Origin of the sequence: Bacillus sp. SIMBA_008, from assembly GCF_046535495.1 — a bacterium.
In the GTDB taxonomy this organism is placed as follows: Bacteria; Bacillota; Bacilli; order Bacillales; family Bacillaceae; genus Bacillus; species Bacillus subtilis.
The window spans coordinates 1-358 of the sequence record NZ_JAWRWL010000122.1; the positions used below are offsets into that span (position 1 = coordinate 1).

Annotated in this window: 1 protein-coding gene; it reads left to right on the forward strand. The window is 36.9% G+C overall.

What is annotated here, in order from left to right; all coding sequences use genetic code 11:
* Positions 1-358 (forward strand): LysR substrate-binding domain-containing protein (locus SB658_RS22440; RefSeq protein ID WP_410602423.1); only part of this gene is annotated, 358 nt, incomplete at both ends.

A 358-nucleotide genomic window follows, 5' to 3' on the forward strand; every position in this document is an offset into this window, starting at 1 on the left:
TTGATATCATTCCATTGCTTAATGAAGAACTGATGCTCTTCGTTCATTCCGCTCACCCGCTTGTTCATAAAGAGATTGTGGAAATGCAAGACTTGAAAAATGAACCTTTCATCCTGTTTAGTGAAGACTTTTCTCTTCACGATCGGATTATTCAGGAGTGTATTAGAGCCGGTTTTCGTCCAAATATTGTTTATGAAAGTTCTCAATGGGATTTTATCAGCGAAATGATTGGAGAAGAACTAGGTATTTCCATTTTCCCTCAGTCGATAGTGAAAAAGACTGATCAAAGTTTAGTTAAGGCAATCTCCATTGTCAATCCATCCATTCCTTGGAAAGTGGCGATTATTTTAAAAAAAGG